Source organism: Pseudomonas sp. fls2-241-R2A-110, from assembly GCF_030209165.1.
Classification (GTDB): Bacteria; Pseudomonadota; Gammaproteobacteria; order Pseudomonadales; family Pseudomonadaceae; genus Aquipseudomonas.
In genome coordinates this window covers 138,958-164,820 of record NZ_JARVSN010000036.1, presented here as the reverse complement: position 1 = coordinate 164,820, position 25,863 = coordinate 138,958, and the positions used below count along the sequence as shown (strand labels likewise).

Annotated in this window: 25 protein-coding genes; 13 read left to right on the top strand and 12 right to left on the bottom strand. The window is 58.6% G+C overall.

Translation table 11 applies throughout. From position 1 onward, the window contains the following. Positions 1–5: 5 nt before the first annotated feature. Positions 6–3,455, bottom strand: coding sequence for a transcription-repair coupling factor (mfd, locus tag QRN31_RS27300; protein WP_285435752.1), 3,450 nt, complete (start codon positions 3,453–3,455; stop codon positions 6–8). Positions 3,456–3,817: 362 nt separating this feature from the next. On the opposite strand from mfd, the gene QRN31_RS27295 reads away from it, so the two are divergent. Beyond that, a complete protein-coding gene (locus QRN31_RS27295; RefSeq protein WP_222585466.1) occupies positions 3,818–5,281 on the top strand; it encodes a glyceraldehyde-3-phosphate dehydrogenase in 1,464 nt (487 codons plus the stop codon). Between the two features lie 175 nt (positions 5,282–5,456). On the opposite strand, the gene QRN31_RS27290 is transcribed toward QRN31_RS27295, so the two are convergent. Further along, positions 5,457–6,755, bottom strand: a complete 1,299-nt coding sequence (locus QRN31_RS27290; RefSeq protein WP_285435751.1) for an MFS transporter — start codon at positions 6,753–6,755, stop codon at positions 5,457–5,459. 164 nt (positions 6,756–6,919) lie between these two features. Further along, positions 6,920–7,114: a hypothetical protein gene (locus QRN31_RS27285; protein WP_285435750.1), complete on the bottom strand. Its 195-nt coding sequence runs from the start codon at positions 7,112–7,114 to the stop codon at positions 6,920–6,922. Between QRN31_RS27285 and QRN31_RS27280 the strand changes: the two genes are divergently transcribed. Both QRN31_RS27280 and sthA read left to right on the top strand, forming a co-directional pair. After that, entirely contained in the window at positions 7,113–8,057 is a 945-nt protein-coding gene (locus QRN31_RS27280; RefSeq protein WP_285435749.1) for an FAD:protein FMN transferase, read from the top strand. The two genes, QRN31_RS27285 and QRN31_RS27280, sit on opposite strands and share 2 nt — an antisense overlap. 207 nt (positions 8,058–8,264) lie before the next feature. Further along, on the top strand, positions 8,265–9,659 hold the full coding sequence (sthA, locus tag QRN31_RS27275) for a Si-specific NAD(P)(+) transhydrogenase (RefSeq protein WP_007907752.1): 1,395 nt from the start codon (positions 8,265–8,267) through the stop codon (positions 9,657–9,659). A 42-nt stretch (positions 9,660–9,701) separates the two neighbouring features. Here sthA and QRN31_RS27270 read toward each other — a convergent pair whose 3' ends face one another. Next, complete coding sequence (locus QRN31_RS27270) at positions 9,702–10,424, bottom strand: glycerophosphodiester phosphodiesterase (RefSeq protein WP_285435748.1); 723 nt, start codon at positions 10,422–10,424, stop codon at positions 9,702–9,704. A 13-nt stretch (positions 10,425–10,437) separates the two neighbouring features. Further along, positions 10,438–11,016, bottom strand: a complete 579-nt coding sequence (locus tag QRN31_RS27265) for a PilZ domain-containing protein (RefSeq protein ID WP_285435747.1) — start codon at positions 11,014–11,016, stop codon at positions 10,438–10,440. Positions 11,017–11,110: 94 nt separating this feature from the next. Here QRN31_RS27265 and QRN31_RS27260 point away from each other — a divergent pair, with 94 nt between their 5' ends. The 3 genes from QRN31_RS27260 (at position 11,111) to QRN31_RS27250 (ending at position 14,363) form a co-directional block, all read left to right on the top strand. After that, positions 11,111–12,361: a lipoprotein-releasing ABC transporter permease subunit gene (locus QRN31_RS27260; protein ID WP_222585470.1), complete on the top strand. Its 1,251-nt coding sequence runs from the start codon at positions 11,111–11,113 to the stop codon at positions 12,359–12,361. Positions 12,362–12,368: 7 nt separating this feature from the next. Further along, positions 12,369–13,052, top strand: a complete 684-nt coding sequence (gene lolD, locus QRN31_RS27255; RefSeq protein WP_167362278.1) for a lipoprotein-releasing ABC transporter ATP-binding protein LolD — start codon at positions 12,369–12,371, stop codon at positions 13,050–13,052. Positions 13,053–13,118: 66 nt separating this feature from the next. Continuing rightward, entirely contained in the window at positions 13,119–14,363 is a 1,245-nt protein-coding gene (locus tag QRN31_RS27250; RefSeq protein ID WP_285435746.1) for a lipoprotein-releasing ABC transporter permease subunit, read from the top strand. Between the two features lie 122 nt (positions 14,364–14,485). On the opposite strand, the gene QRN31_RS27245 is transcribed toward QRN31_RS27250, so the two are convergent. Then, complete coding sequence (locus tag QRN31_RS27245; protein ID WP_285435745.1) at positions 14,486–15,835, bottom strand: heavy metal sensor histidine kinase; 1,350 nt, start codon at positions 15,833–15,835, stop codon at positions 14,486–14,488. Continuing rightward, a complete protein-coding gene (locus QRN31_RS27240) occupies positions 15,835–16,515 on the bottom strand; it encodes a heavy metal response regulator transcription factor (protein ID WP_285435744.1) in 681 nt (226 codons plus the stop codon). The genes QRN31_RS27245 and QRN31_RS27240 overlap by 1 nt, the downstream gene beginning before the upstream one ends. 155 nt (positions 16,516–16,670) lie before the next feature. Between QRN31_RS27240 and copI the strand changes: the two genes are divergently transcribed. Both copI and queF read left to right on the top strand, forming a co-directional pair. Beyond that, the gene (gene copI, locus QRN31_RS27235) at positions 16,671–17,195 is read left to right on the top strand and encodes a copper-resistant cuproprotein CopI (protein WP_285435742.1); all 525 of its coding nucleotides are present in this window, start codon (positions 16,671–16,673) and stop codon (positions 17,193–17,195) included. 61 nt (positions 17,196–17,256) lie between these two features. Then, positions 17,257–18,087, top strand: coding sequence for an NADPH-dependent 7-cyano-7-deazaguanine reductase QueF (gene queF / locus QRN31_RS27230; RefSeq protein WP_285435740.1), 831 nt, complete (start codon positions 17,257–17,259; stop codon positions 18,085–18,087). Positions 18,088–18,165: 78 nt separating this feature from the next. Here the strand turns inward: queF and QRN31_RS27225 are convergent, their stop codons facing one another. Together QRN31_RS27225 and pcrP are read right to left on the bottom strand one after the other, a co-directional pair. Next, complete coding sequence (locus tag QRN31_RS27225) at positions 18,166–18,429, bottom strand: DUF4404 family protein (RefSeq protein ID WP_285435739.1); 264 nt, start codon at positions 18,427–18,429, stop codon at positions 18,166–18,168. A 109-nt stretch (positions 18,430–18,538) separates the two neighbouring features. After that, positions 18,539–19,156, bottom strand: a complete 618-nt coding sequence (gene pcrP, locus QRN31_RS27220) for an HAD superfamily inactivated hydrolase PcrP (RefSeq protein WP_285435737.1) — start codon at positions 19,154–19,156, stop codon at positions 18,539–18,541. Positions 19,157–19,356: 200 nt separating this feature from the next. Here pcrP and QRN31_RS27215 point away from each other — a divergent pair, with 200 nt between their 5' ends. Beyond that, complete coding sequence (locus tag QRN31_RS27215) at positions 19,357–20,046, top strand: MlaA family lipoprotein (protein ID WP_285435735.1); 690 nt, start codon at positions 19,357–19,359, stop codon at positions 20,044–20,046. Positions 20,047–20,103: 57 nt separating this feature from the next. On the opposite strand, the gene QRN31_RS27210 is transcribed toward QRN31_RS27215, so the two are convergent. Beyond that, complete coding sequence (locus tag QRN31_RS27210) at positions 20,104–20,403, bottom strand: PilZ domain-containing protein (protein WP_285435734.1); 300 nt, start codon at positions 20,401–20,403, stop codon at positions 20,104–20,106. A gap of 275 nt (positions 20,404–20,678) precedes the next feature. On the opposite strand from QRN31_RS27210, the gene rssB reads away from it, so the two are divergent. Beyond that, positions 20,679–21,860 (top strand): two-component system response regulator RssB, encoded by a 1,182-nt coding sequence (rssB, locus tag QRN31_RS27205; RefSeq protein ID WP_090182138.1) that lies wholly within the window; start codon positions 20,679–20,681, stop codon positions 21,858–21,860. After that, positions 21,860–22,342, top strand: a complete 483-nt coding sequence (rssC, locus tag QRN31_RS27200) for an anti-sigma factor antagonist RssC (protein WP_090182139.1) — start codon at positions 21,860–21,862, stop codon at positions 22,340–22,342. The genes rssB and rssC overlap by 1 nt, the downstream gene beginning before the upstream one ends. Positions 22,343–22,452: 110 nt before the next feature. Here the strand turns inward: rssC and tal are convergent, their stop codons facing one another. Further along, positions 22,453–23,379, bottom strand: a complete 927-nt coding sequence (gene tal / locus QRN31_RS27195) for a transaldolase (protein ID WP_285435733.1) — start codon at positions 23,377–23,379, stop codon at positions 22,453–22,455. A gap of 318 nt (positions 23,380–23,697) precedes the next feature. Here tal and QRN31_RS27190 point away from each other — a divergent pair, with 318 nt between their 5' ends. Next, a complete protein-coding gene (locus QRN31_RS27190; protein ID WP_285435732.1) occupies positions 23,698–24,105 on the top strand; it encodes a hypothetical protein in 408 nt (135 codons plus the stop codon). A gap of 16 nt (positions 24,106–24,121) precedes the next feature. On the opposite strand, the gene QRN31_RS27185 is transcribed toward QRN31_RS27190, so the two are convergent. After that, positions 24,122–25,090: a glycosyl hydrolase family 5 gene (locus QRN31_RS27185; RefSeq protein ID WP_285435730.1), complete on the bottom strand. Its 969-nt coding sequence runs from the start codon at positions 25,088–25,090 to the stop codon at positions 24,122–24,124. A 316-nt stretch (positions 25,091–25,406) separates the two neighbouring features. On the opposite strand from QRN31_RS27185, the gene QRN31_RS27180 reads away from it, so the two are divergent. Then, positions 25,407–25,844, top strand: a complete 438-nt coding sequence (locus QRN31_RS27180; protein WP_285435728.1) for a low molecular weight protein-tyrosine-phosphatase — start codon at positions 25,407–25,409, stop codon at positions 25,842–25,844. The last annotated feature ends 19 nt before the right edge of the window (positions 25,845–25,863 follow it).

Below are 25,863 nucleotides of genomic sequence, written 5' to 3'. Positions count from 1 at the left end.
GTCCTTCAAGCAGTTTTCGGGATGAGGCATTCAAGCAGCGCCTCTACAGTATTAAAGCGCTCTTGCGGGCTTTCCATCGGGACCATGAATTTAAACATCGTGGCGCCTTCGAATTTGTAGCGTTTGGGCTGGCCTTGAATCAGTTTGATCAGCGTCAGCGGGTCGACCGGTGTTTGCGCCGCAAACTCGATTCGACCGCCTTGCGGGCCGCCATCGACTTTCTTGATGCCCAGTAGTTCGGCCTGCAACTTCAACGCCGTGATGCGCATCAGGTTCTTGGTTGGTTCAGGCAACAGGCCGAAACGATCGATCATCTCCACCTGCAGGTCCTTGAGGCCTTCCTCGTCAGTGGCCGAGGCGATGCGTTTGTAGAGAATCAGTCGGGCATGCACGTCCGGCAAATAGGCTTCGGGAATCAACGCCGGGACTCGCAGGTTGACTTCCGGGCCACCGCCGAGCGGCTGATCGAGGTTCGGTTGCTCGCCCTTGCGGATCGACTTCACCGCGCGCTCAAGCATCTCCATGTACAGCGTGAAACCGACGGCCTGGATCTGACCGCTTTGACCGTCGCCCAGCAGTTCGCCCGCACCACGGATTTCCAGGTCGTTGGTCGCGAGGACGAAGCCCGCGCCGAGGTCCTGGGTGTTGGCGATTGCTTCCAGGCGTTTTTCCGCATCCGGGGTGATTTGTTGGCGCGGCGGCGTCAGTAGATACGCGTAAGCCTGGTGGTGGCTGCGACCGACCCGACCGCGCAACTGGTGCAACTGCGCCAGGCCGAACTTGTCGGCACGCTCGATGATGATGGTGTTGGCGCTCGGCACGTCGATGCCGGTCTCGATGATGGTCGAGGCAATCAGCACGTTGAAGCGCTTGTGATAGAAGTCGCTCATCACCTGTTCGAGATCACGCTCGCGCATCTGTCCGTGGCCGATGCCGATCCGTGCTTCCGGCACCAGTTCGGCGAGGTCGGCGGCGCATTTCTCGATGGTCTTCACGTCGTTGTGCAGGTAATAGACCTGGCCGCCACGCAACAGCTCACGCAGCAGGGCCTCTTTGACCGTGCTCTTGTTCTGCTCCATGACGAAGGTGCGCACCGAGAGCCGACGTGCCGGCGGCGTGGCGATGATCGACAGGTCACGCATGCCCGACACCGCCATGTTCAGCGTGCGCGGAATCGGCGTGGCGGTCAGGGTCAGGATATCGACTTCGCTGCGCAGGGCCTTGAGCTGTTCTTTTTGACGGACACCAAAGCGGTGTTCTTCGTCGATGATCACCAGCCCCAGGTTTTTGATTTTCACGTCATCCTGCAGCAGCTTGTGCGTGCCGATGACGATGTCGATCTTGCCTTCGGCAAGGTCTGCGACCGCTGCGTTCACTTCCTTGGTCGACTTGAAGCGGCTCATGACTTCCACGGTCACTGGCCAGTCGGCGAAGCGGTCGCGGAAGCTGTTGTAATGCTGCTGGGCGAGCAGGGTGGTCGGCACCAGGATCGCCACCTGGCGACCGCCATGCACGGCGATGAACGCGGCGCGCATTGCAACTTCGGTCTTGCCGAAACCAACGTCGCCGCAGACCAGTCGATCCATCGGCTTCGGCGCGAGCATGTCGGCGCGTACGGCGTCGATGGTGGTTTGCTGGTCTGGCGTTTCTTCGAACGGGAAGCCAGCGCTGAATGTCGCGTAATCGGCTTTCGGGTCTTCGAAGGCATAACCTTCGCGAGCAGCGCGACGGGCATAAATGTCGAGCAACTCGGCAGCCACATCGCGCACCTGTTCGGCGGCTTTGCGCTTGGCTTTCTGCCAGGTTTCGGAGCCAAGTCGATGCAACGGGGCCAGAGCATCGTCGCTGCCGGTGTAACGCGCGATCAGGTGCAGGTTGGCTACCGGCACGTAAAGCTTGGCGCCCTCGGCGTATTGCAGGGTCAGGAATTCGGCGGCCTGATTGTCGATTTCGAGGGTCGCAAGTCCCAGGTAACGACCGACGCCGTGATCGATATGAACCACCGGCGCGCCTTCGCGCAGCTCGGTGAGGTTCTTGATGACCGCATCATTGTTGGCATCGGCGCGTTTTTCGCGGCGACGGCGTTGCATCACGCGCTGCCCGAACAGCGGGCTTTCGGCGACCAGCGCCAGGGCCGGATCGTCCAGCACCAGGCCTTCGTCGAGCGGCGCGATGGTGATTGCCAGGCGCTCCTTGCTCGCCACGAAGTCCGGCCAGCTGTCGACGGTTTTCGGTCGTAGCTTCAGGCGTTCGAGCAATTCCAGCAGCACTTCGCGACGACCCGCGGACTCGGCGGTGAACAGCACGCGTCCGGGGAACTCGTCGAGGAAGCCGGCCAGCGCCGCCAGCGGCTGGTTGGCCTTGGCTTCGATGGCCAGGTTCGGTAATTCGCGCGCCGGAAAGCGCTCGCGGCCGACACCGGTTTCCACGTCCTGTTGACTGGCCACCACCCGTGGCCAGTTTTTCAGGCGGGCGAAGCAATCTTCCACCGGCAGGAACAGTTCGGCCGGAGGCAATAAAGGACGGGATGGATCGACGCGACGCTCTTCGTAGCGATTACGCACGTCGTTCCAGAAGTTTTCCGCCGCCTGCTCGATGCCCGGCAAGGAGAACACTTGCGTGTCCTGAGGCAGGTAATCGAACAGCGTCGAGGTGTCATCGAAGAATAGCGGCAGGTAATACTCGATACCGGCCGGCGTGATCCCGCTGCTTAAGTCCTGAAAGATCGGGCAGCGCCGGAAGTCGACATCGAAGCGTTCACGAAAGCGTGCCTTGAAGCGTGTGACCGCGTCTTTCTGCAGCGGGAACTCCCGCGCGGGCAACAGGCGAACGGTGTCCACTTTGTCGATGGAGCGCTGGTTTTCCGGATCGAATGTACGAAGCGTCTCGATTTCATCGTCGAACAGATCGATGCGGAAGGGCAGTTTGCTGCCCATCGGGAACAGATCGATCAGCGAACCACGCACGGTGAATTCACCGTGTTCGTAAACCGTATCGACGTAGCGATAGCCGCTGGCTTCCAGTCGGGTGCGCATTTGTTCGACGTCGAGCTTCTGACCGACATCCAGAACGAGGCTGCTACCGAGCAGGAATTTGGTCGGCGCCAGGCGATGCAGGGCTGTGGTGATCGGTACTACCAGCACGCCGTGGCTCAGTTCCGGCAATCGATAAAGGGCGGCGATGCGCTGGGAAATGATGTCCTGGTGTGGCGAAAACAAATCGTAGGGCAGGGTTTCCCAGTCCGGGAAATGCAACACCGGCAAATCCGGGGCGAAGAAACTCAGCTCCTGTTCCAACCGTTCGGCACTTTGGCTATCGGCGGTCAGGAGCAGGGTAAAGCGCTTGGCAGCGCTGGCGGCCTCGGCGATGGCCAGGCTCAGGGCGGCACCGGGCAAGTTGCCCCAGTGCTGTTTACCTGCCGCGGCAGGGAGAAGCGGTAGACGCAGAACGGGCACGGAAGGTTGAGCTCCAAGCGTTGCGACAAAGTCGGTAATTGTAGCGGCCCCGGGTGCCGCCTGTCAGTTGCTAGTGTGTCTATTACGCAGGTTTGGCGAAATGTAGTGGTAAAGACAAAATACCGCCGGTTTTTACTCGAAATTGACGATTATGTAGTGGCAAATCGATCGAGTGTTACGGAGGGTTACGGATAAGACAGCGGTATCTCCAAAAAATTGACTGCGCTGAAAGCCGCGGATTTACTGGGCTTTAGCGATGCGTGATTTTTTTGAACAGGAATTTGTTACGGATCGCACGACAGGCGCGCATTGCTACGGGAGGCACTCGGCGGCATAATGTAGCCCCTTTTTTCTGCCCCTACATGTGGAAGGTTCCCGTGACTCAGAAGCCCGACCAGTGTCTTGGTGAATGGATCGACCGTGAAGCACTCGCAGAAGCGATGATTCCGCTTATCGGTCAGCTCTACCGCAATAACAACGTGGTGAGCTCGATCTATGGCCGCAGCCTGATCAACCGTTCAGTCATTGCGATTCTCAAAGCTCATCGCTTTGCTCGTCACCGCCAGTCCGATGACAGCGAACTGTCCGTCCACGAAACATTCCCGCTGCTCAAAGCAATGAGCGAGCTCAAGCTCGGCGCCGCTTCGGTCGACCTGGGCAAGCTTGCCGTCAAGTTCAAGGCCGAAGGCAATGGCCGTACTGCCGAGCAGTTCGTCCGTGAAGAACTGGCTGACGTGGTTGGCCAACAGAACGTTGCCGCTCGCAAAGGCACTGACGTGGTTCTCTACGGCTTCGGTCGTATCGGCCGTCTGCTGGCGCGTATCCTGATCGAGAAAACCGGTGGTGGCGACGGCCTGCGTCTGCGCGCCATCGTTGTCCGCAAGGGCGCCGAGAACGATCTGGTCAAGCGTGCAAGCCTGCTGCGTCGTGATTCGGTTCATGGTCCGTTCGATGGCACCATCACTATCGATGAAGCCAACAACACCATCACCGCCAACGGCAACCTGATCCAGGTGATCTACGCGAAAAACCCGACTGAGGTGGATTACACCCAGTACGGCATCAAAGACGCATTGCTGGTGGACAACACCGGCGTATGGCGTGACGCCGAGGGCCTGGGCCAGCATCTGTCCTGCCCGGGTATCGACCGCGTCGTGCTGACCGCGCCTGGCAAAGGCAAGCTGAAGAACATCGTTCACGGCATCAACCACGGTGAAATCACCGCTGATGACAAGATCGTTTCGGCCGCTTCCTGCACCACCAACGCCATCGTGCCGGTGCTGAAGGCTGTCAACGACAAGTTCGGCATCATCAATGGCCACGTCGAAACCGTTCACTCGTACACCAACGACCAGAACCTGATCGACAACTTCCACAAAGGCGATCGCCGTGGTCGTAGCGCCGCGTTGAACATGGTCATCACCGAGACCGGTGCTGCCACTGCTGCTGCCAAGGCCCTGCCTGAGCTGGCTGGCAAGCTGACCGGTAACGCGATCCGCGTTCCGACGCCAAACGTGTCGATGGCCATTCTCAACCTGAACCTTGAGAAAGCCGCTACCCGTGAAGAGATGAACGAGTACCTGCGCTACATGGCGTTGCACTCCGATCTGCATAAGCAAATCGACTACGTCAACTCGCAGGAAGTGGTTTCCACCGACTTCGTTGGCTCGCGCCACGCAGGCGTTGTGGACGCTGAAGCGACCATCACCCAAGACAACCGCGTTGTTCTGTACGTTTGGTACGACAACGAATTCGGTTACAGCTGCCAGGTGGTTCGCGTGATGGAAGACATGGCCGGTGTAAACCCGCCAGCTTTCCCGCGCTAAGCTTCATTAGCTGCACATGAAAACGCCCCGACCTAGGTCGGGGCGTTTTTGTTTGTGTGTCTGTTGGGTCTTTGTTGCCTGCACTGGCCTCATCGCTAGCAGGCTAGCTCCCACAGAGGACTTGTGAACGCCACAGATCCAGTGTGGGAGCTAGCCTGCTAGCGATTGCGGTCTGTCAAGCGCCGCGGACGACTGACGCCTGCGCAGTCCGCAACTCATGCCGATTACCGCGGAACAACACCAGCGTGGCAATCAAGCCCAGCACCGCCGCGCCACTGAGCCAGATCCCCGGTGCAGCCTTGTTGTCCAGCACATGGATCAGATAAGTGCAGGCCGCCGGTGTAAAACCACCAAAGGTCGCAGTCGCCAGGCTGTAGGCCAGCGAGAAACCGGTCGTACGAACTTCCACCGGCATGATTTCGGTCAGGGCCACCACCATGGCGCCGTTGTACGAGCCATACAGGAACGACAACCACAACTCGACGATCAGCAAATGGCTGAAACTCGGGTTCGCCACTAGCCACGACAGGGCAGGGTAAGCCGTGAGAATCGCCAGAATCGTCGCCGCCAACAGCAGGGGTTTACGGCCAATCTTGTCGGACAGCGCGCCCATCACCGGCAGCCAGAAGAAGTTCGACAGCCCGATGCACACCGTTACCAGCAGCGCATCCAGATCCGACAAATGCAGCTCGGCTTTGCCGAAGGTCGGTGTATAGGCGGTGATCAGGTAGAACGACACAGTGGTCATCACCACCAGCGCCATGCCGGCGATAACGATGCCGAAGTTCTGACTGATCGAACGGAGGATGTCCCGCAGGGTAGGGCGATGTGTGCGCGCTTGGAACTCCGGGGTTTCTTCCAGCGAGCGGCGAATCACGAAGATCACCGGCACGATCATGCAGCCGATCAGGAACGGCACACGCCAGCCCCAGTCACCCATTTGTTCCGGGCTGAGCCAGTGGTTCAGACCCACACCCAACAGGCCGGCGAACACCACTGCGGCTTGTTGACTGGCAGACTGCCAACTGACGAAGAAGCCTTTGCGGCCCGGTGTGGAGATTTCAGCGAGGTACACCGACACGCCGCCCAATTCCACGCCGGCCGAGAAGCCTTGCAGCAATCGGCCAAACAGCACGATCAGCGGCGCCGCTACACCCAGCGTGGCATAACCTGGCACGCAAGCAATCAGCACTGTGCCGGCAGCCATCATTGCCAGGGTGATGATCAGTCCTTTGCGACGGCCATGACGGTCAATGTAGGCGCCTAGGAATATGGCCCCCAACGGACGCATCAGGAAGCCGGCACCAAAGGTGGCCAGTGACAACATCAGGGAAGCGAAGGCGCTGTCGGCGGGGAAGAAGGTTTTGGCGATGGCCGTGGCGTAGAAGCCGTAGACCATAAAGTCGAACATTTCGAGAAAGTTACCGCTGACAACGCGAAAAATCGCTTTGCCTTTGCCCGTATTCGAGGACATGTATACGTACTCACTTTTAGTTGTCTTGTTGTAAATCCTTGGTCTAGACGCGTCCTCGCCGCCGCCATGAAGGCAGGCTCCTTCGGCGAACAACTTTGTAACGATATGTGTATGAAGATGGATAGGCAACAACTAGTTAGGGTGCTGCTTAAACGATATAGCCATTAGCCGGTATGAATTGCGCACTGGAGTGAATTACCGTTTGCGATCAACGCTTCAACGTTTGTGTCGCATAATGGCTGGCCTTGGCGGTGTGCCAGGTAAAACTTCAGGGGGATACAGGTTTTGTCGAAATGGCGGCTGTGCGGATGCTTGATATTGATCGCCGCGTTATCAGGCTGCGGCAACGGCGATTCCATGGAAAGCTTCGGTGGCCCGACCATGGGCAGCACCTATTCGATCAAGTACGTACGTCACGCCGGTCTTCCTGCTGCGAACGCCGTCCAGGCCCAAGTTGAAAAAATCCTCGCTGAGGTCGATCAACAACTGTCGACCTACCGCAGCGACTCCGACATCGAACGCTTCAACGATTTGCCCGCCAATCGCTGTCAGAAAATGCCCGCGCCGGTCCTCAAGCTGATCCGCTTTGGTGAGCAACTTTCGGAGCAAAGCGAAGGCGCCTACGACCTGACCGTGGAGCCGCTGCTCAATCTCTGGGGGTTCGGCCCGCAGGCTCGTGAAGAAAAAGTCCCCAGCGCCCAGGCGCTGGCTGATGTCAGGCAACGAGTCGGTTATCAGCACCTGCGCATCGACCGTGATCAACTGTGCAAGGACGCCGCCGTCGAAGTCGACTTCAACAGCATCGCCGCCGGTTACGCCGTCGACACGATTGCCGCAAGACTGGAAGCGATGGGCATCCACGATTACCTCGCCGAAGCCACCGGGGAGCTCAAGGCGTCGGGCAAGAAGCTCGATGGCTCGCCCTGGAAGATCGCGCTGGAAGAGCCCCGTGACGATCAGCAGGTCGCGCAAAAAATCATCGCGGTCGACGGCTACGGTCTGTCCACTTCCGGCGACTACCGCAATTATTTTCAACAGGATGGCCGGCGCTATTCCCACACCTTCGATGCTCGTACCGGTGCACCGGTCTCGCACACCCTGGCATCCGTCACGGTAATTAATCCTTCCGCGTTGATGGCCGATGGCTTATCGACGCTGTTGCTGATTCTCGGCCCCGAACAGGGTTGGGACTACGCAGAAAAACACGATATCGGCGCATTTTTTGTGATTCGTGCCGATACAGGTTTTGTCACACGAGCCAATCAGGCTTTTGAGCGGCTCAGTGCCGGCAAAACCGAATGATCGCGGCGATTCGCGCATTGAAAGACTGGCGTTGTAGTGCAGGCAAAACTAGCCTACGACGCGACCAAGGGTTAATGTGCCCGGCGTTGACGCTTCTATAGACTGTGTCCGGGTTCTGCATTGGCCCCAAATTGTTCCTTCACGCCGCAGATGGCGTGATTTAGCCGCAGGTGCCGAGGGCGCCGCGGCCTGTTCTGAGGAGTACGCATGGCTGTCTACAACTACGACGTGGTGGTGCTGGGTTCCGGCCCGGCGGGAGAAGGCGCGGCAATGAACGCCGCTAAAGCAGGGCGCAAGGTGGCGATGGTCGATAGCCGTCGCCAGGTCGGCGGTAACTGCACCCACTTGGGCACCATTCCGTCAAAGGCCCTGCGTCACTCGGTCCGGCAGATCATGCAGTTCAACACCAACCCGATGTTCCGGGCCATTGGTGAGCCGCGCTGGTTCTCGTTCCCGGATGTGCTGAAAAGCGCTGAAAAAGTCATTTCCAAACAAGTCGCTTCGCGCACCGGCTACTACGCCCGTAACCGTGTCGACGTGTTCTTCGGTACTGGCAGCTTCGCCGACGAGCAAACCATCGAAGTAGTCTGCGCCAATGGCGTGGTCGAAAAGCTGGTCGCCAAGCACATCATCATCGCCACCGGTTCGCGCCCGTATCGCCCGGCGGACATCGATTTCCATCACCCGCGTATCTACGATAGCGACACCATCCTCAGCCTCGGCCACACCCCGCGCAAACTCATCGTTTATGGCGCTGGCGTGATCGGCTGCGAATACGCCTCGATCTTCAGTGGCCTGGGTGTATTGGTTGAGCTGGTGGATAACCGTGGTCAGTTGCTGAGCTTCCTCGACTCGGAAATTTCCCAGGCCCTGAGCTACCACTTCAGCAACAACAACATCACGGTTCGCCACAACGAAGACTACGACCGCGTCGAAGGTGTGGACAACGGTGTGATCCTGCACCTCAAGTCCGGCAAGAAGATCAAGGCCGACGCCTTGCTCTGGTGCAACGGTCGTACCGGCAACACCGATCAGTTGGGTCTGGAAAACATCGGCGTGAAGGTCAACAGCCGTGGCCAGATCGAAGTCGACGAAGCCTACCGCACCTGCGTGCCGAACATTTACGGTGCCGGTGATGTGATCGGCTGGCCGAGCCTGGCCAGTGCCGCGCACGACCAGGGCCGTTCGGCCGCTGGCAGCATCGTCGATAACAACAGCTGGCGCTTTGTGAATGACGTGCCGACTGGCATCTACACCATTCCGGAGATCAGCTCGATCGGCAAGAACGAGCAGGAGCTGACCCAAGCCAAAGTGCCGTACGAAGTGGGCAAGGCGTTCTTCAAGAGCATGGCGCGTGCACAGATCGCCGGCGAACCTCAGGGCATGCTGAAGATCCTGTTCCACCGCGAGACCCTGGAAGTGCTGGGCGTTCACTGCTTCGGATATCAGGCGTCGGAGATTGTTCACATCGGTCAGGCGATCATGAGCCAGCCGGGCGAACTGAACACGCTGAAGTACTTCGTCAACACGACGTTCAACTACCCGACCATGGCCGAAGCCTATCGGGTAGCGGCGTACGATGGCCTCAACCGGCTTTTTTGAGCGGCTCCGGCCGGTGGCCTGAGCCGGCCGGGGAGACCGATTTCAGCAATTCTCGAGCGTGGCGCTGGCCAAACCGGGAAAGTCTGTAATCAGGCTGTCAACGCCGAAGTCGGCGAGTCTGCGCATCAGCGCGGGCTCGTTGACTGTCCATACCGACACATGCAGCCCCTGCCGCTGCGCCTTTTGCAGGCGTTCCGGCGTACACAGGGTCCAGTTCAGCGCCAGAATCTCACAGCCATAGCTTTGCGCGACCTTCAACGGGTCGAGCCAGGCGTACTCGGCCACCAATCCGCGGGACACGTCCGGCACCAGGTCCAGCGCGGCTTTCAACACTTCGCGCGAACTTGAGGTGATGGTCACTTTATCCAGCAGGCCGAAACGCTGAGCCATCTCGCGAATCGCCAGCACGGTTGTCGCGGCGCGGGTGCGTGAAGCGCTTTTGACTTCCAGTTGCCAGTGCTCGAAATCGCATTTCTCGAACAGTTCTTCCAGTGACGGAATCGGGCAGGGCTTGATCCAGCCTGGGCCGCCCTTGCGCGCGTCATAGGTCAACAGCTCGGCCGCCGTGTGCTCGACGACCTTGCCGCGCCGCTCCGTGGTGCGTTTGAGCGTCGGGTCATGGATGACCATCAGCTCGTTGTCCTTGGACAGGTGCAAATCCAGTTCGCAACGGCGCACGCCGTGCTTGAGACATTCCTGAAAACTGGTCAGGGTGTTTTCCGGTGCTTCGCCCTTGGCGCCGCGATGGCCGTAGATGAGGGTCACGGTTCTTCCTTAATTAAATGCCTGATTCGTTTTCGCGGGCCAGACGTCGTTCCTGGGCCTGCTTCTGCAAAATGTAACGGGCCAGCAGCTGGCGCTGGGCATCGGTCGGGTATTCGAATTCAGTGCCGACCTCGTAGCCTTCGCCCTTGCGATCGCAATGGGTGACGCGCGCGCGCAACAACAGGCCGAGGGCTTGTGGCATCAGCACCAGTTTGACTGACAGGTGCGCGTCCACGGCGATCGGGGTCGGGTGCTGGAACTCCACGCCGCCTTCGGAAATGATCACCGGCTGTGGTTCGCCAATCTGCCCGAGCACGGTGATGGCGATCACCTGGCTCAGTAGGTCGATGCGTTTGTTCTGGGATTTCAGGAACGCCGCGAGATTGCGGTCACGCTCACTGATCTGGCGCAGCAGGTGCTGCGACTCGAATTCGCTCAGGTGCAGCTCGCTGAGCAAGTTGAATAGTGGAGAAGCATCCTGCAACACTTCCTGGCCTGCGGCTTCGGGAGCGGACAGGGGCCGAATTTCCAGTGCGATCATGTCCTCGATACGGTAGTATTCGCGGCGATCTTCTTCATCTAATGTCGACATGGCGAACCCATGGTAGCGGCGGTGGTCTGAGTGTAAAGCTGGTTACCGACCCCCGCCACAAGGACGTTCCTTTTCCCTCCGAACAAGCCCCGACATGTTCAGACCTCTCTTCGTATTTATTGGCACGCGTTATACCCGTGCAAAGCGTCGCAATCATTTTGTGTCGTTCATTTCCCTGACTTCAATGATCGGACTGGCCCTCGGCGTGGTCGTGATGATTGTCGTGCTGTCGGTCATGAACGGCTTCGATCATGAGATGCGCACCCGCGTGCTGGGCATGGTGCCCCACGCGACCATCGAGTCCAGTGAGCCGATCAGCGACTGGCAGAGCCTGGCCGCCAAGGTCAAGCAGAACCCGCAGGTGACGGCCGTCGCGCCCTTCACCCAGATGCAGGGCCTGCTGACCAACAATGGCAAGGTGTCCAAAGTGCTGCTCAATGCCGTCGACCCTGCGCTGGAACGGCAGGTCTCGATCATCGACAAGTTCATGCTTCAGGGCAAACTCGACGACCTGGCGCCTGGCAGCTTCGGCATCGTCATTGGCGACAAGGCGGCGGCCAAGCTCGGTGCGGCCATTGGCGACAAACTGACGTTTGTCGCGCCCGAAGTCACGGTGACCCCAGCCGGCATGTTTCCGCGCATGAAGCGCTTTACCGTCGTTGGCATTTTCCATGTCGGCGCTGGCGAGATCGACGGTTACCTGGGTGTCACCAACCTGCAGGATCTGGCCCGGCTGCATCGCTGGAAGCCGGATCAGGTCCAGGGCATCCGCCTGAAGTTCGACGACCTGTTCCAGGCGCCGCGCGTGGCGTGGACGATCGCCCAGCAGCTCGGTGAAGACCGCTTCTATGCCCGCGACTGGACGCGCACCCACGGCAATCTGTATCAGGCGATCCGCATGGAGAAAGCCATGATCGGCCTGCTGTTGCTGCTGATCGTCGCCGTCGCGGCCTTCAACATCATTTCCACGCTGGTGATGGTGGTCAACGACAAGAAGGGCGACATCGCGATCCTGCGCACCCTCGGCTCAACGCCGGGGCAGATCATGGCGATCTTCATGGTGCAGGGCACGGTCATCGGTGTGATCGGTACGCTGATCGGCGCGGTGGTCGGGATCGTCGCCGCGCTGAACGTCAGCGCCGCGATCTCGGTCCTCGAAGGCTTGATCGGGCATAAATTCCTCAACGCCGATGTGTACTTCATCGATTACCTGCCGTCGCAAGTGCAGAGCCAGGATGTATTGATGGTCTGCGCCGCCGCGTTGGTCCTGAGTTTCCTCGCCACCCTGTATCCAGCCTGGCGTGCCGCGCGCACCCAGCCTGCGGAGGCGCTACGTTATGAGTGAGTCGGGCATGAGTGATAAAGCAATCTTGAGCTGCCGCAACCTGGGCAAATCCTACGAGGAAGGCCCGGAGTCGGTAGAAGTTCTGGCAGGGCTGCAACTGGAACTGCATCCGGGTGAGCGCGTGGCGATTGTCGGCACCTCCGGCTCGGGCAAAAGCACTTTGCTTAACCTGTTGGGCGGTCTCGACACGCCAACCAAGGGTAGCGTCTGGCTCGACGGCGAAGAACTGTCGGCCCTGAGCGAGAAAAAACGCGGTCTGTTGCGCAACCGGTCGCTGGGTTTCGTTTACCAGTTTCACCACTTGCTGCCGGAATTCACCGCACTGGAAAACGTCTGCATGCCGCTGCTGATCGGCAAGACCGCGATCCCGGAGGCGCGTCAGCGGGCGACGGCATTGCTGGAGCGGGTAGGGCTGGGCCATCGCCTGGAACACAAGCCGTCCGAATTGTCCGGCGGCGAACGTCAGCGCGTGGCCATCGCCCGCGCCCTGGTGAACAAGCCGGGCCTGGTGATGCTCGACGAGCCGACCGGCAACCTCGACTCCCACACCGCCCAGGGCATTCAGGATTTGATGCTGGAACTCAGCACCTCGATGCGCACGGCGTTCCTGGTGGTGACTCACGACATGAACCTGGCCCGCCAGATGGATCGCGTCCTGCATTTGCAGGAAGGTTGCCTGACCCCCATCTGACTGGACGAAACCCGACGTTACTGAACGGTGCGTCGGGTCTTTTATTTTTATACGGTGCCCCAGCGAATGTTCAGACCGTTATCGATCTTTATCGGCATGCGCTATACCCGCGCCAAGCGCCGCAATCGCTTCGTTTCCTTCATCTCGATGACCTCGATGATCGGCCTCGCCCTTGGCGTGCTGGCGATGATCGTGGTGCTGTCGGTAATGAACGGCTTCCAGCGCGAAATGAGCTCACGCATCCTCGGCATGGTGCCGCACGCGACCATCGTCGGCGTCAATCCGATTGACGATTGGCAGCCAGTGGCCGCCGCCGCGATGAAAAACCCGGAAGTCACTGCCGCCGTGCCGTTCACTGAAATGGAAGGCATGCTCTCCTATAAGGGCACGATGCAGCCCATTCAGGTCAGCGGCGTCGATCCGGCGCTGGAAGGCAAGGTGTCGATTGTTGCCAAGCACATCGTGCAGGGCAGTCTCGAGGCCTTGAAGCCGGGTGAATTCGGCGTGGTGATCGGCGAGATCACCGCGCGGCGTTTCCGCTTGAATGTCGGCGATAAAATCACCTTGATCGTGCCGGAAGTCAGCACCGCGCCGGGTGGGATCACCCCGCGCATGCAGCGGCTGAACGTGGTCGGCGTGTTCAAGGTGGGCGCCGAACTGGACGGGTCGATGGCGTTGATCCACATGGCCGATGCCGCGCAGATGCAGCATTGGCAGCCGAATCAGGTGCAGAGCGTGCGCCTGGCGGTGAAGGATTTGTACGCCGCACCGAAGGTCTCCAGCGATATTGCCGGCGCACTGGGCACTGCTTACAAGGCAGATGACTGGACCCACACCCAAGGCAGCCTGTTCAGTGCGATGAAGATGGAAAAAACCATGATCGGCCTGCTGTTGTTGATGATCGTTGCCGTGGCCGCGTTCAACATCATTGCAACCCTGATCATGGTGGTGAACGACAAGGGCGCGGACATCGCGATCCTGCGCACCATCGGCGCCACACCCCGGGAGATCATGGCGATCTTCATGGTGCAGGGCACGGTCATCGGGATTGTCGGCACCTTGATTGGCGGCGTGCTGGGTGTGATTGCGGCGCTGAACGTCAGTGAACTGGTGGGCTGGATGGAGAGGGTGAGTGGGCAGCACATCTTCAGTTCGGATGTGTATTTCGTCAGCAACCTGCCTTCGGAACTGCAGGGCGGGGATGTGTTGTTAATCTGCTCCGCCGGTTTCATCATGAGCTTTTTGGCGACGGTTTATCCGGCGTGGCGGGCGGCGAAAGTCGAGCCGGCTACGGCGTTGCGGTATTCGTAATCTGTCAGACCTTATCGCGGGCAAGCCCGCTCCCACAGTGAACGAGAAGAGCCACAAACTTGTGAACGACTCCGGACCTTGTGGGAGCGGGCTTGCCCGCGAAGAGGCCAGGCCTGCTGGTCTCAATCCCCCTTCGGCAACTCAATCACAAACCGCGTCCATCCCTCATCCGATTCACAATGAATCTGCCCGCCATGGGCACGGATGATTGACTGGGTGATCGCCAGCCCCAATCCCGCATGTTCGCTACTGCCTTCCTGGCGCGCCGGATCAGCGCGGTAGAAGCGATCGAACAAGCGCGGCAGCAACGCCTGGTCAATACCATCTCCGCTGTTCTCGATCGTCAGGCTCAAACCGTTGAGCTGATCGGCAATCAGCACCCGAATCTCGCCATCGGCGGGGGTGAAGCGCAACGCGTTATCCAGCAGGTTGGAAAGTGCCCGACGCAACATGTTTCGGTCTCCCTCCATGCGCGCGCTTCCTTCGCGACTCAGCGCCACATGAGCGTCTTCGGCCAGCGGCGCAAAGTACTCCAGCAGCACATCCACTTCCTCCGCCAACTCCAATGGCTCTCGATTGGGCGTCAGCAATCCATGGTCAGCCTTGGCCAGGTACAGCATGTCGTTGACCAGTTGCGCCATCCATTGCAGCTCTTCGAGGTTGCTGTGCAACGCTTCGCGGTAATCCTCCAGGGGGCGCGGGCGGGTGAGGGTGACCTGGGTGTGGGTCAGCAAGTTCGACAGCGGGGTGCGCAGTTCGTGGGCGATGTCAGCGGAAAACGCCGAGAGCCGTTGAAAGGAGTCGTCAAGGCGTCCGAGCATGGCGTTAAAACTGTGGGCCAGATCCGTGAGTTCTGAGGGCATATTCTCTTCGGGTAGCCGGGCATTCAGCGACTGCGCCGAAACGCCGCTGGCAATCGCACTCATCCTGCGCAACGGCCGCAACCCACTACGCGCCGCCCATGCACCGAGCAACGCCGTGGCCAGCGCCGACAACCCCACGGTCAGCCAGATCAGGCGCTGCATGCGCTGTAAAAAATGTTGGTGATGGGTGATGTCCAACAGCAGGGTCAGTTGTGGCGAGTCGGGCTTGTCGAGATACAGCGGGGCATTCAATACGCGATAGTCCGTGCCTTCGTCGCTGACCGTCGACAATCCCGGCTGATGCGGCAAATCCTCGGGCAAACCTGTCGAGCTGTCGTACCAGCGCTTGCCGTCGCTGCCCGTGATCCGCAGCGACAGATCGGCTTGTCGGCTCAATTCATCGGCCAGCCTGATTTCACTTTCACTCGATTGAATGTCGTGAAGCGCCCGGCGCAGACCAATCAGTTTGCCATCCAGCAACTGCTGGTCCAGTTCAACGAAGTGCGCCTCGCTGGCGCGACTGAACAACACCCCGGCGAACAATGAAACCACGGCGGTGCATGCGGCAAACAACAGCGCGAGGCGACTGCTTAAAGAAAGACGGCGCATCAGGCAGGGCGCTCTTCAAGGACGTAACCCATGCCGCGCACGGTGTGAATCAGCTTGTTGGGGAATTCATCGTCGATCTTCAGGCGCAAACGACGGATCGCGACTTCGATGACATTGGTGTCGCTGTCGAAATTCATGTCCCAGACCTGAGAGGCGATCAGCGATTTGGGCAGCACTTCGCCCTGGCGTCGCAGGAGCATTTCCAGCAGGGCGAACTCTTTGGCGGTCAAGTCGATGCGCTGACCGTTGCGCTCTACCCGGCGCCGGATCAGGTCGAGGCGCAAGTCGGCCAGTTGCAGGCTGGTTTCCTGAGGCGAAGCGCTGCCACGGCGCAGCAGGCTGCGGACCCGGGCCAGCAACTCGGAGAAGGCGAAAGGCTTGACCAGATAGTCGTCGGCACCCAGTTCGAGGCCGTGGACCCTGTCCTCCACCGCGTCTCGCGCGGTCAGGAAAAGTACCGGTGTATCGAGACCGGCACCGCGCACGGCTTGCAGAATCTGCCAGCCATCGCGCCCGGGCAGCATCACGTCGAGAATCAACAGCGCGTAGTCGCCGCTCAACGCCAATTGCTGTCCGGTGTTGCCGTCGGCCACCAGTTCCGTGTTGAACCCGGCCTCGGTCAGGCCTTGGCGCAGGTAGTGGCCGGTTTTCGGTTGGTCTTCGACAATCAGCAGTTTCATGGGCAACTCAAGGCAAGTGGAACGAACGCTTTATACCGTGGGCAGCGTTAGTACAGGTCAACCTGACAAAGTTGTAATCTGGCTGTCAGCTTGCGGGCAGTGGTAGCAGTTTAGAGTTTTCCACAGGCTGAACCTTATCTTGTTGGAGTACGACTATGTTTTTGCGCAAACCGCTGCTGCTGGCCGCTTGTTTGCTGGCGCTGAGCTCGCCGGTATGGGCCTCGCCTGCGTCGACCTACGATTTCGGTGAACCGGCCCCGGCGTCCAAGGCGACCCGCAGTGTCGAGGTGATAATGGGCGACATGTCTTTCACCCCCAAGGCCATCGATATCAAGGCCGGTGAGACGGTGCGTTTTGTCTTGGTGAACAAAGGCCAGCTGTTGCACGAATTCAACCTCGGCGATGCAGCGATGCATGCCAGGCACCAGCAGGAAATGTTGAAGATGCAGCAGAGCGGCATGCTCACGCCGACCGGCATGAAGGAAATGGACCACGGCTCGATGGCGGGCATGGACCATGGCATGATGAAACACGACGATCCCAATAGCGTCCTCGTCGAACCGGGCAAAACAGCCGAGCTGACCTGGACCTTCACCAAGGCCACCAACCTGGAATTTGCCTGCAATATTCCAGGTCACTATCAGGCCGGTATGGTCGGCAAGGTGACTGTCAGTCAGTAAGCACTCAAAGGCGGGAGCAAAGGCTGGTAGAATCCGCTGATTCTTCAGTCAGGTTTCCGCCATGCATCCCGCAGCCGAACACTCGCCGCTGGGCAAATCCAGCGAATACATCGCCACTTACACGCCGTCTTTGCTGTTTCCGATCCCGCGCACCGCGAAATGGGCGGAGCTGGGCCTGACCGCTGAAACCCTGCCGTATAAGGGCGTGGATTTCTGGAACTGCTTCGAGCTGTCCTGGCTGCTGCCGTCCGGTAAACCCGTGGTGGCGATCGGTGAATTCAGCATTCCGGCAGATTCGCCGAACATCATCGAATCGAAGTCATTCAAGCTGTACCTGAACTCCTTGAACCAGACGCCGTTCGCCGATACCGCCACCCTTGAAGCCACCTTGGTGAAAGACCTGTCGGCGGCTGCCGGCAAACCGGTGGGCGTGCGTATTCGCAGCCTCAAGGAGGTTGAAGCCGAAGGTGTCGTGGCGCTGCCGGGCGAGTGCATTGACGATCTGGAGATCAGCGTCAGCAATTACGAGCACCCGCGCCCCGAGCTGCTGCGCTGCGATCCATCGCGCATTGTGCAAGAGAGCGTGCACAGTCATCTGCTCAAATCCAATTGCCCGGTGACCAGTCAGCCGGACTGGGGCAGCGTGGCGGTGGAGTACCGTGGCGCGGCGCTGGATCACGCGAGTCTGCTGGAATACATCGTGAGCTTCCGCCAGCACTCGGACTTCCATGAGCAGTGCGTGGAGCGGATTTTCCTCGACCTGCAGCGCTTGCTGAAACCCGAGAAATTGACCGTGTATGCGCGGTACGTGCGGCGCGGTGGGTTGGACATCAACCCGTATCGCAGTACTGAAGACGTGCAACTGCCGAACCATCGGTTGGTGCGCCAGTAAACACAGGGATTGCATTTCAAATCGAAGACATTAAAAAGCCCCGCTAGCGATAGCGGGGCTTTTTTGCATCTGCGGGATTCAGATTCCGATATTACCCAGGGTTTGCGCGATGCTGCGCAAGGTGCCGGCAATGACGGGGTGTTCGAGTTCGAAGCGTTCGACGGCCAGGTTCACACCATCGGCGAGGCTGGAGTCCTGGGTTTTGGTTTCGAGCTCAAGTTCGAGTTCGATCTGCTGCATCAGCGCGTGCAGGTCGGCGCGCTCGGCTTCCGTTAGCGGTGGATTCTGTTCCAGTTGCTCGCGCAGAGTGTTGAGCTGTTCTTGCAGTTCGCGGGCAGGCATGGCGTTCTTCCTTTTATCGATAGGCACTGGCATAGACCGCAGCAGCACGCCAAAGGTCTATGGCTGACCTTTAGATTAATCCACTCGCGCGCAACCTGCATGATCTCTGTCAGGGCTTTTCGCCCTTGAGCCGACGCAGGCTGATATCCGCCAGGCAGGTGTCGAGTTCGCCCAGGTGATCGATCACCGAGTGCACGCCGAGGCTGAACAGTTGCATCGTCGCCTGGCCGCGCAGGTGTTCGCGCTCCTTCGGGCTCAAGGCGAGCCATTCAGTGGGTGCCAGACCGCAGAGCGAGCCGCAGGAGGCCAGGCCGATGGTCCACAACCCGGCATTCAGGCCTGACTGCAACAAGCGAGGTTCGCCACTGACCAGCACGCAGCCGTCCAGCTGCCCGACGTTCAACGCCATCAGCGCTTGCCAGCAAGCGTTCGGTGCTGGCCAGGGAGCGTGCGTTGCGAGGTGTTGCGAAGATTTGATCCAGGAAGGCAGGGCAGCGGCCAGCGAGTGGGAGAGGGCGGGGGGCAATTCGTCGAGCCAGGCACACGGAATCTGCTGACGCTGCAAGCTGCGCAGGCTTTCCAGCGCGCCGGGCGTGGTCTCGGCATGCTCGGCGGCGGGGTTGCCGTGGCGCGTCCGGGCACCGAAATCCACCAGGCAACCGCTGAGGCCGAACAACACGGCGGTCAGGCTGGGTACAGCGAGAGGCAAGGTGTTGGCGTGCGGCATATCAACGTCCCTGAAATAGCTACAAGGCTAGGTGTCGTCCATTACAGTTGCGTGACAGGGCGGTGAACCGCTCTCGATCCAGAGGAATCAACTTTAGCCTGTCACGGTGAGGCTGCCTAAATCGGTGTTTACGTCTTATACTGACCAGCTTAACGCCTGGGCTCATGCGCCCGTGCCAGTACAATCCAAGGAGTTTTTCTATGCGCTGGAGCAATCAGCTAGCTCAGTTTTGTGTGTGTGCCAGCGTAATGCTGGTTCCGTTTGTTGCCCAGGCTGCTACGGAAGAAGACCCTTGGGAAAGCGTCAACCGTCCGATCTACCAGTTCAACGATTTCGTCGATACGTACGCACTCAAGCCCATCGCGCAGGGCTATGAGTTCGTGACGCCACGGTTTCTGGAAGACGGCATCCACAACATGTTCCGCAACGTGGGTGATGTCACCAACCTTGCCAACAACATTTTGCAGGCCAAACCAGCCGCCGCCGGCGTCGACACGGCTCGCCTGATCTTCAACACCACCTTTGGCCTGCTGGGCTTCTTCGATGTGGGCACCAAAATGGGCCTCAATCGCAGCGACGAAGACTTCGGCCAGACCCTGGGGTATTGGGGCGTGGGCAGCGGTCCATACGTAATGCTGCCGCTGTTGGGTCCAAGCACGTTGCGTGATGCACCATCGAAGGTCGTCGACAACTACACCGGCCCATACCCGTACATCAACGATGTGCCTGTGCGTAACTCGGTCTTCGGTCTGAACATTGTCGACACCCGCGCCAGTCTGCTGTCGAGCGAGAAGTTGATCACCGGCGACAAATACACCTTCATTCGCAATGCGTATTTGCAGAACCGCGAATTCAAAGTCAAAGACGGCAAGGTCGTAGACGATTTTTGATCTCGACCGGTAAAACGAAGAAGGCGGCCAATTGGCCGCCTTCTTTACGTTTGGGGGTTATTTCATCTTCAAGATTGTAAGCCCGAGTTTCTGACTGCCCCCGTCCTGTTCCTTCACCCACACCACCTCAGTGTCGGCCTCAAGCCCTTTGAGCGCCGCATGATCGGAATCGATACGCACGCTGAGCCGGTCTCCGACCTTGAACAAACGCGGCGCCTCGACCTGCATGCCGCTGCTGGAAAGGTCGATGCAGACGGCTGGCACCTCATCGCCTTCATGAATCAGCGACACATCGGCATCGACCCGCATGCGGATGAAATCGCGCTTTTCGCTGTAGTCCCGATCGGTTTTACGCATGGGCTCCATCCTTCCATTGGGTTACGGATTTGCCTGTTCTTATAACTCCCGGTGATTTGACAAGTAAAGTCGTCAAGCGACCATCGGCGTGAGCTTGAAACGCCCCGCGGATGGGAGTACCGTCTGCGCCTTAGAAGGGCACCTCTGGTGGACCTGTGAGTAGGGCGGATGCTCGAAAATGGTGCGACAGAGAGGCTAGAAAGCGAATCCAGTAGTGTGAGCCGGGCGACAGCCCCGCCTGCTACGCCAACCTAATTCTGGCGCCGTTTGCCCACATGCCAAAAACCAGTGCCACGCTGCTGATAATCGATGATGACGAAGTAGTGCGCGCGAGCCTCGCGGCCTACTTGGAAGACAGTGGTTTCAGTGTCCTGCAGGCCAGTAACGGCCAGCAGGGTCTTCAGGTATTCGAGCAAGACAAGCCCGATTTGGTCATCTGCGATCTGCGCATGCCACAGATGGGCGGTCTCGAACTCATTCGTCAGGTCACCGAGCGGTCACCGCAAACCCCGGTGATCGTGGTGTCGGGCGCCGGGGTGATGAACGACGCGGTCGAGGCCTTGCGCCTGGGCGCGGCGGATTACCTGATCAAGCCTCTCGAAGATCTGGCTGTGCTCGAGCACTCTGTGCGCCGAGCCCTGGATCGCGCACGCTTGCTGGTGGAAAACCAGCGTTACCGCGAGAAGCTGGAAAAAGCCAACCGTGAGCTCGCCGCCAGCCTGAACCTGCTCCAGGAAGACCAGAACGCCGGTCGCCAGGTGCAGATGAATATGCTGCCGGTCAGCCCCTGGACCATCGATGAGTTCCAGTTTGCTCACCAGATCATCCCGTCGCTGTACCTGTCGGGTGATTTCGTTGACTACTTTCGGGTCGACGAGCGTCGGGTAGCCTTCTACCTGGCGGACGTTTCCGGTCATGGCGCCTCTTCAGCCTTCGTCACTGTGCTGCTGAAATTCATGACCACGCGCTTGCTGTTCGAGTCCAAGCGCAGCGGTACATTGCCGGAATTCAAGCCTTCAGAGGTTCTTGGTCATATCAACCGGGGCCTGATCAGTTGTAAGCTGGGTAAACACGTCACAATGGTCGGTGGAGTCATCGACGAGGAGACAGGTTTGTTGACCTATAGCATCGGTGGTCATTTGCCGTTGCCAGTGTTGTACACGCCAGACAGTGTTCGTTATCTGGAAGGGCGTGGCCTGCCGGTGGGCCTCTTCAATGAAGCTACCTACGAAGACCACGTACTGGAACTGCCGCCGACGTTCAGCCTGACGCTGATGTCCGATGGCATTTTGGACCTTTTGCCAGAACCGACACTCAAAGAAAAAGAAGCGGCTTTGCCCCAACGGGTCAAGGCAGCGGGCGGCAGCCTGGATGGTCTGCGGCAGGTTTTTGGATTGGCCACGCTAGGGGAGATGCCGGATGATATCGCCCTGTTGGTGTTGAGCAGGAATCTTTAATGAGTACCGGTAGAATCCAGTTCGCCGAGCAGGACGGCACCTTTGTCCTGAAGTTCGTCGGTGAAGTTCGCCTGACCCTGTGTTCGGCGTTGGATGCGACTATTGATCGGATCTTCACGGCGTTGAACTTCAACGCGATCGTGATCGACCTGACCGAAACCCGCAGCATCGACAGCACCACCCTTGGCCTGCTGGCCAAATTGTCGATCCTGTCGCGGCAAAAGGTCGGCCTGCTGCCGACCGTCGTCACCACCCACGAAGACATCACGCGTCTGCTGGAGTCCATGGGCTTCGAGCAAGTGTTCAACATTGTTGACCGTCCGATTCCGTGCCCTGAGTGCCTGACCGACTTGCCGGATCAGGACCAGTCCGAAGAAGTGGTGCGAATCAAAGTGCTGGAAGCGCACAAGATCCTCATGGGACTGAACGACTCCAATCGTGAAGCGTTCCATGACCTGGTGAACGCGCTCGAGCGCCACTGACGTCTGGTGAGGGAGCAAGCTCCCCCAAGGCTGCGCGACAGACCCAAAATCAACGCATAAAAAAGGGCGAACCCGTCAAGGTTCGCCCTTTTTGCGTTTGCCTTGCTGGATCAGAGCTTGGCTTGCAGCAATGCTTCGAGTTTTTCCTGGTCGCGAGCGAACTGACGAATACCTTCAGCCAACTTCTCGGTCGCCATCGCATCTTCGTTGGACAACCAGCGGAACTGCGCTTCGTTCAAGTTCAAGCGCGCTTCACCGGCATGACCCGGCGCCAGTTTGCGCTCCAGCTTGCCGGTGTCGGCCGCCAGTTTCTCCAGCAGATCCGGGCTGATGGTCAGGCGATCGCACCCGGCCAACTGCTCGATCTGATTGAGGTTGCGGAAGCTGGCGCCCATGACCACGGTCTTGTAGTCGTTGGCCTTGTAGTAGTTGTAGATGCGCGTTACCGACTGCACGCCCGGATCATCCGCGCCGGTGTAGTCGTTGCCGTTGGCTTTCTTGTACCAGTCGTAGATACGACCGACAAAGGGCGAAATCAGGAACACGCCTGCATCGGCACACGCGGCAGCCTGGGCAAACGAGAACAACAGCGTCAGGTTGGTCTGGATGCCTTCTTTTTCCAGGATCTCGGCAGCGCGGATGCCTTCCCAAGTGGAAGCGATCTTGATCAGCACGCGGTCGCGGCCAATGCCGGCTTTGTCATACAACTCGATCAGACGGTGCGCGCGCTTCAATACGGCGTCAGTGTCGAACGACAAGCGAGCATCCACTTCGGTGGAAATGCGACCCGGTATGACCTTCAGGATTTCCTGGCCGACGGCAACGCCAAAACGGTCGCTGGCCAGGCCCACATCACCTTTGCAGTCGTGAACGCAGGCGTTCAGCAACTCGGCATAACCGGAAATGGCCGCGGCTTTGAGCAGCAGGGAAGGGTTGGTGGTAGCGTCCACGGGTTTAACGCGAGCGATAGCTTCGAAGTCGCCGGTGTCGGCAACCACGGTAGTCATTTGTTTGAGTTGTTCCAGCTTGGAAGTCATGGGCGTGCTCTGTCCTATGGGTCTAATGACATTACCCGAGCGCTGACAGCCACTCAAGGGCGCATGTATGTATCGATGGGTCCCGGCGGCAACAACCGGAAAACGGATGTTTGAAAGGCGGGGCACGGTAGTGATAATACGATGCCAAAACACGACACAGGTTCAAAGCGATTGACCGTTGGCATCGCTCGGTCAACGCCGGTGCGTCCACTTCCATGCCTGAATTTGAGCCTCTGTCGCGGTTAAAAAGGGTCAGGTACAGACGTTATAAGATGTCAAATAGAGAGGTGCGGATGCCGTGTAATGTGCTGCTGATAAATGGACGCAGTGGATCGGAACATGGCTTCACAGGAGCAACAAGCGTGCGTCAGTGTGGAGGTCGTCGATCACCTTATTCTGGGTTATGTCTTGAGAAAACTGACCGACGTTTTTGAGGCGTTGATGGAGGTTTCCAGGAAACACCACCCGGACAATATGCAGGGTTTGCTGGAGATGGCGAGCATCAAAGGCGCAGCCCACATTCCCTTCTGGCTGAAGCGCGTGGAATCCAGCACATCCATCCAGGTCTCCCATGTGTTGATCGAGCAAATGAACGACGCGCAGACGCTCAAGCAAGCCCCGCGTTTCCAAGCGCAAATCGTTCTGTTTGATGCGCTGGTGGAGGCATCGCTGGCGATGGACATCGAGCGTTATTCGCAGTTGGACAAAGAAGCCCCTCTCCAATAGAAGGGGCATAGATTGGCTAGTGTGATTTTAATAGCGACTTGACCGCCGTTCCCGCAGGTTTTGAAGTCCCGTCCGATGACAAGATCCCAAAACTTCTCTCGCGATCATTGCCTCCAGAATCGCTGTTTTTCCATTCGTAGATGGATGTCAGCGGTATGTTCAGTTTTTGGGTGTCGCTGATGAACTGGCTGATTCGCGAGGCTTGCCCGGTGGTACCGCCGATGGAGCTGAGCGATGGCACGCCCCATTCGCTGATGACACCCGGCAGATGAAAGTTATCGAGTATGAAGGCTTGAGCATCGCTGATTTGCGCGCTCGACATGCCGTAGGGGTGATAGGACACCGCGCTCAGGCACTGCGGGTGGTCATTGATGATTTTGTTCAGTGCGACGGTAGCCTTGGAGCCCTGGGCAGGTGCCTTTGCAAATCCAAAGCCGATCAGCGGGGTTGAAGTGTCGCGTTTTTGCAGCCCGTTGCACACGGCGTTCATGAAGGGCACAAACGTTACTTCGAAGTCTTGAGTCGGCCAATACTTCGGCAAGTCCGGTTCATTCCATATTTCGATGGCGACAAGCTGGGTGCGGTATGCGTTGTCCAGGCTGATGACCGAGCGGGCGAATGCCTCACCTGCCGCGGCGAGATCACTGTCACTGCTGTTTGTCGTACTGGTCAAGGGTTTGGTTGAGCGCACGGTCATCAATACCGGCAGATCAGCGGTTTTGGCGGCGGCGAAGGCTTCGCTGATCTGCTGTTGATACGACGGGGTGCCCAAGCTGTTGGTCCATACGCCAAAGCGCACGAACCCAAATCCCGAGGCTTTGATCTGTTGAGCATCGTTAGCGGTGAAGTTCTGGATTTTGACTTGAACGCCTATTGTCTTGTCGTCTTTCGCCAGCACTGCAAATGGCTGCCCGGCGTAAGCAGGACTGGCGGCGCATAGAAAGAGCACGGAAGTTGTCATCAATCGAAAGCGCGTCAAGGTCATTGGCAGGTTTCCTGGTAATCAAGTGTATCGTCCCGGTGTTAGTTGAATGAAAGTACCATCGACTCGTCAATACAGCCATCCCATTAATCGATTGCTTAAAACACGCTGTTGTTATTTTTTGTCGGATAAATAATCGCGGACATGCTGTTGTTATTTTTGGTCCAGTTATTCTGGTTGGGCGTCTTTTGTGGGTCGTGGTATTTAATACACTTGTAATTTCATGATGGATCCAGCGCTGACTGCGGGACGATCTTATGGGTTCACTCAACTCCCGCTGCACATTGGCCGATTCGACACTACAACGGGAAGAGTAGCCTTGTTCAAAAAAATTCTTGTCGTTTGCGTCGGCAATATTTGCCGAAGTCCCACAGCCGAAATGTTGCTGCGCAATGCGCTGGAACCTTCAATTTCAGTGACCTCTGCGGGCCTTGGCGCGCGGGTGGGCGAGTCTATGGAGCCCGATGCACTTTCGGTACTGGAAGAACATGGGCGCGATGCGCCGAACTTCAAAGCACGGCAGATAACAGCGGCCATCGTTAATGAATCAGACCTTATTCTGGTCATGGAAAAAGAGCATGTAAAACGCGTGCTCGATATTGCATCACATGCCAGAGGCAAAGTGTTTCTTTTGGGGAAGTGGCAGCGTGAGCGCGAAATAAAGGATCCATATCGTCAGGGAAAAGCTGCTTTTGTCCATGCCCATGCATTGATTGAAGAGGCTGTTTGCTCATGGGCGCAGCGCCTCGGACGTTGATGGATGATTTTCAGATTAG

What these genes read in the sequence shown, in the direction of transcription:
- QRN31_RS27295 (WP_222585466.1), top strand. Translation starts at nt 3,818, where the DNA reads ATGTGGAAGGTTCCCGTGACTCAGAAGCCCGACCAGTGTCTTGGTGAA.
- QRN31_RS27290 (WP_285435751.1), bottom strand. Translation starts at nt 6,755, where the DNA reads ATGTCCTCGAATACGGGCAAAGGCAAAGCGATTTTTCGCGTTGTCAGC.
- QRN31_RS27280 (WP_285435749.1), top strand. Translation starts at nt 7,113, where the DNA reads ATGGAAAGCTTCGGTGGCCCGACCATGGGCAGCACCTATTCGATCAAG.
- QRN31_RS27285 (WP_285435750.1), bottom strand. Translation starts at nt 7,114, where the DNA reads ATGGAATCGCCGTTGCCGCAGCCTGATAACGCGGCGATCAATATCAAG.
- sthA (WP_007907752.1), top strand. Translation starts at nt 8,265, where the DNA reads ATGGCTGTCTACAACTACGACGTGGTGGTGCTGGGTTCCGGCCCGGCG.
- QRN31_RS27265 (WP_285435747.1), bottom strand. Translation starts at nt 11,016, where the DNA reads ATGTCGACATTAGATGAAGAAGATCGCCGCGAATACTACCGTATCGAG.
- QRN31_RS27260 (WP_222585470.1), top strand. Translation starts at nt 11,111, where the DNA reads ATGTTCAGACCTCTCTTCGTATTTATTGGCACGCGTTATACCCGTGCA.
- lolD (WP_167362278.1), top strand. Translation starts at nt 12,369, where the DNA reads ATGAGTGATAAAGCAATCTTGAGCTGCCGCAACCTGGGCAAATCCTAC.
- QRN31_RS27250 (WP_285435746.1), top strand. Translation starts at nt 13,119, where the DNA reads ATGTTCAGACCGTTATCGATCTTTATCGGCATGCGCTATACCCGCGCC.
- QRN31_RS27245 (WP_285435745.1), bottom strand. Translation starts at nt 15,835, where the DNA reads ATGCGCCGTCTTTCTTTAAGCAGTCGCCTCGCGCTGTTGTTTGCCGCA.
- QRN31_RS27240 (WP_285435744.1), bottom strand. Translation starts at nt 16,515, where the DNA reads ATGAAACTGCTGATTGTCGAAGACCAACCGAAAACCGGCCACTACCTG.
- copI (WP_285435742.1), top strand. Translation starts at nt 16,671, where the DNA reads ATGTTTTTGCGCAAACCGCTGCTGCTGGCCGCTTGTTTGCTGGCGCTG.
- queF (WP_285435740.1), top strand. Translation starts at nt 17,257, where the DNA reads ATGCATCCCGCAGCCGAACACTCGCCGCTGGGCAAATCCAGCGAATAC.
- QRN31_RS27225 (WP_285435739.1), bottom strand. Translation starts at nt 18,429, where the DNA reads ATGCCTGCCCGCGAACTGCAAGAACAGCTCAACACTCTGCGCGAGCAA.
- pcrP (WP_285435737.1), bottom strand. Translation starts at nt 19,156, where the DNA reads ATGCCGCACGCCAACACCTTGCCTCTCGCTGTACCCAGCCTGACCGCC.
- QRN31_RS27215 (WP_285435735.1), top strand. Translation starts at nt 19,357, where the DNA reads ATGCGCTGGAGCAATCAGCTAGCTCAGTTTTGTGTGTGTGCCAGCGTA.
- QRN31_RS27210 (WP_285435734.1), bottom strand. Translation starts at nt 20,403, where the DNA reads ATGCGTAAAACCGATCGGGACTACAGCGAAAAGCGCGATTTCATCCGC.
- rssB (WP_090182138.1), top strand. Translation starts at nt 20,679, where the DNA reads ATGCCAAAAACCAGTGCCACGCTGCTGATAATCGATGATGACGAAGTA.
- rssC (WP_090182139.1), top strand. Translation starts at nt 21,860, where the DNA reads ATGAGTACCGGTAGAATCCAGTTCGCCGAGCAGGACGGCACCTTTGTC.
- tal (WP_285435733.1), bottom strand. Translation starts at nt 23,379, where the DNA reads ATGACTTCCAAGCTGGAACAACTCAAACAAATGACTACCGTGGTTGCC.
- QRN31_RS27190 (WP_285435732.1), top strand. Translation starts at nt 23,698, where the DNA reads ATGGACGCAGTGGATCGGAACATGGCTTCACAGGAGCAACAAGCGTGC.
- QRN31_RS27185 (WP_285435730.1), bottom strand. Translation starts at nt 25,090, where the DNA reads ATGACCTTGACGCGCTTTCGATTGATGACAACTTCCGTGCTCTTTCTA.